3 protein-coding genes are annotated in these 3,356 nt (G+C 72.2%); 1 reads left to right on the top strand and 2 read right to left on the bottom strand.

Features of this window, described 5'->3' with window-relative positions; translation table 11 throughout:
* The first annotated feature begins 193 nt into the window (after positions 1-193).
* The gene (gene eda / locus ACRDP3_RS09505; RefSeq protein WP_431516426.1) at positions 194-844 is read left to right on the top strand and encodes a bifunctional 4-hydroxy-2-oxoglutarate aldolase/2-dehydro-3-deoxy-phosphogluconate aldolase; all 651 of its coding nucleotides are present in this window, start codon (positions 194-196) and stop codon (positions 842-844) included.
* On the opposite strand, the gene ACRDP3_RS09500 is transcribed toward eda, so the two are convergent.
* Entirely contained in the window at positions 833-2,209 is a 1,377-nt protein-coding gene (locus ACRDP3_RS09500; protein WP_431516425.1) for an MFS transporter, read from the bottom strand. The genes eda and ACRDP3_RS09500 overlap by 12 nt on opposite strands.
* Before the next feature lie 261 nt (positions 2,210-2,470).
* Positions 2,471-3,356, bottom strand: an 886-nt coding sequence (locus ACRDP3_RS09495) for a bifunctional RNase H/acid phosphatase (RefSeq protein ID WP_431516424.1), incomplete at its 5' end; no start/stop codon positions are given.

Genomic DNA, 3,356 nt, shown 5'->3' with positions numbered 1-3,356 from the left:
CCGGGACGGCGCCGGGTACGCCTGCCGAACTGGCGGAGTCGCTGCGGTGGCTGGGCTACCGGGTGGAGGAGGGCGCCGCGGCGAAGCCGGGGAAGCCGAGGGCGCTGGACGTGGTGGTGACGGAGCTGTAGCGCGATTGCACTCTGCGCAACGAGCGTTGCGCAGGTCGGTGACTGCGGGAGAGGATGCACGCATGACCTCCGCCGCGTCCCCCTCGCCCTTCCCCGACTCCTCCCTGCTCGACCTCGCTCCCGTCATCCCCGTCGTCGTCCTCGAGGACGCCGCCGACGCGGTCCCGCTGGCCCGCGCACTGGTGGCCGGCGGGCTGCCGGCGATCGAGGTGACGCTGCGCACGGCGGCGGCGCCGGAGGCGATCCGGGCGATCGCCTCGGAGGTGCCGGAGGCGGTCGTCGGGGCCGGGACGGTCCTCACACCCGAGCAGGCGGGTTCGGCGGTGGCGGCCGGGGCCCGTTTCCTGGTCAGTCCCGGCTGGACGGACCGACTGCTGGACGCGATGCGCGCGACCGGCGTGCCCTGTCTGCCGGGCGTCTCGACCACCTCGGAGGTCGTCGCGCTGCTGGAACGCGGGGTGACGGAGATGAAGTTCTTCCCGGCGGAGGCGGCGGGCGGCACCGCGTATCTCAAGTCGCTCGCCTCCCCCCTCCCCCAGGCCCGCTTCTGCCCGACCGGCGGCATCGACGAGGCCCGAGCGGCCGGCTATCTCGCGCTGCCCAACGTCGGCTGTGTGGGCGGCACCTGGATGCTGCCGGGCGAGGCGCTGGCCGCGAAGGACTTCTCCCGCGTCCAGCGCCTCGCCGAGGGCGCCGCCGCGCTACACGGCTGACGGCGCGGGGCTCTGCCCCTCCCTTTCCCGCTCCCTTTCCCGCGCCCGCTTGGCGAGTACGTAGATGGAGGCGAGCGAGATCACGGCGAGCAGCATGATGTAGCCGGAGACGGCCATCGAGGTCCCGCTCACCTCCAGCAGCAGCACCATGAGGAACGGGGCCAGGCCGCCGCCGAACACCGCGGCGATCTGGTAGCCCAGCGAGGCGCCCGTGTAGCGCATCTCCGCGGTGAACAGCTCGGCGAACAGGGCGGCTTGCGGCCCGTACATGATGCTGAGGAAGAAGCTGGTGACGAAGGTGCCCACGCCCAGCAGCCACAGCGAGGTGGTGTCGATGAGCAGGAACATCGGCACCGCCCACACCAGCAGCCCGATCGCTCCGGCCGTGTAGACGGGCAGCCGTCCGACGCGGTCGGAGAACGCGGCCGCGGCGGGGATGATCGCGAACTGGGTGAGGCTGACCAGCAGCGAGACCGTCAGCACCGACGTGCGTTCCATGTGCAGGTCGCGCGTCGTGTAGTCCAGTACGCCGGTGATGATGATGTAGAACGTGGCGGTGTTGACGGCGAAGGAACCGCTGGCCAGGAGCACGGTGCCGAAGTGGTGCCGGATGATGGTGCGCAGCGGGGAACGCGCCGTGCCCCCGGAGGCGTCGGCGCCCTTCTCCTTCTGTTCCCGCTCGGCGAGTTCGCGCTCTGCCTGGCGGAACTCCGGTGTCTCCTCGACCCGCTTGTGTATGTACCAGGCGAGCACGAGTACCAGGATGCCGACGGCGAACGGCATCCGCCAGCCCCACGCGGCGAAGGCGGCGTCGTCGGTCAGGCTCCCGGTGACGAGGAAGGCCACGTTGGCGGTCACGACGCCGATCGGGACGCCCAGCTGTACGAGGCTGCCGTACAGACCCCGCTTGCCCTCGGGCGCGTACTCGGTGGCCATCAGCATCGCACCGCCCCACTGGGCCCCCACGGCGAGTCCCTGGAGGACGCGGAGAGCGACCAGGGCGATCGGCGCGGCGATGCCGATCGTGTCGTAGCTCGGGAGGAGCCCGATGCCCGTGGTGGCGAGGCCCATGGTGACCAGCGCCAGTACCAGCATCGGCTTCCTGCCGCGCTTGTCGCCGAGCTGTCCGGCGATGATGCCGCCCAGCGGGCGGGCGAGGAAGCCGACCGCGAACGTCGCGAAGGAGGCGAGGACTTCGGCGACGGGGCTGCTGGAGGGGAAGAACTTGCCACCGAGTATGAGCGCGGCGGCGATGCCGAAGATGAAGTAGTCGTACCACTCCACTGCCGAGGCCGCCGCCGCGGCAGCGGCGACCTTGCGTCGGTTGTTCCGCCGTGGGGCGGAGTCGGGTGGTGCCGTTTCCATGGCTGCACGCTCCGGTTGTGGGTCGCGGCGAGGGACGGGGGAACTTCGGCGCCGCAAATTCCGGTGAACGTACCGACCAGCCGGTAGGTGGTCAACAGATCACACAACCATCGCTCTGGGTCGTGTGATCGGTGCGGTGGGTAAGGGGTACGGGCGATCGGCGTGGCCCGGCCCGCCGGGCCGGGTGCGGCGCCCTCTGAAGGGGTCCGGCGTGCCCGGCGGGCCACCGTCTCCCGCGGCATGCGAGCGGGGCGAATCGGCTCAGCGCAAGTGGCCGGTGTCGTTCAACAGGCGTAGTGAGGCGTTGCCGTCCGCGTAGTAGGCGACCGCCGAGAGGGAGGCCGCGGACAGCTCCATCCGGAACAGCGCCTCGGCCGGGGCGCCGAGCGCCAGCCGGACGAGCGTCTTGACCGGCGTGACGTGCGTGACGAGCAGCACCGTACGGGCCGGGTAGCGGGCCAGCAGCTTGTCACGGGAGACGGCGACGCGGCGCGCGACCGCGGCGAAGCTCTCGCCGCCGCCGGTGGGTTCGGCCTCCGTGGACTCCAGCCACGTCTGCAGGTCGTCGGAGAAGCGGTCCTGTACCTCGGCGAAGGTCATGCCCTCCCAGTCCCCGAAGTCGGCCTCCCGCAGGCCCTCATCGATACGGACCGGGAGCCCGGTACGGTCCGCGACCGCGGCGGCGGTCTCCTGGCAACGGCGCAGCGGGGAGCTGCCGCTCGCCTGGAGGGTGCCGCGCGCGGCCAGCGCGTCGGCCACGGCCCGCGCCTGGCGCCGTCCCGCGGCGGAGAGTTCGGGGTCGGTGCCGCCGCTGCCGGAGAAGCGCTTCTCGGGCGTCAGCGCGGTCTCGCCGTGCCGCAGCAGCACGAAGGTGCTGGGTTCACCGAGATCCGGGCCCCAGCCACTGTGCGGCGCGGTGGGCGCGGGATCCGGTTCGCCGACCGGCCCAATCGTCCCGACCGCCTCTGCCGCCGCGTCCAGCTCCGCCGTCGACGCGCCCGCCGACCACTGCTCGCCCCGCTTGCCCGCGTCCATCGCTGCGTTGGCGAGCCGGTCAGCGTGCTTGTTCTTCGCGCGCGGAATCCACTCGTAGCGGACCGCGGCTCCCGGCGGGAAGATCTCCTTCGCCTCCGCGGCGAGCGGCCGC

It is taken from the genome of Streptomyces sp. (assembly GCF_050698815.1).
Classification (GTDB): Bacteria; Actinomycetota; Actinomycetes; order Streptomycetales; family Streptomycetaceae; genus Streptomyces.
The sequence above is the reverse complement of the archived record's forward strand: the minus strand, read 5'-3'. Positions and strand labels throughout refer to the sequence as shown.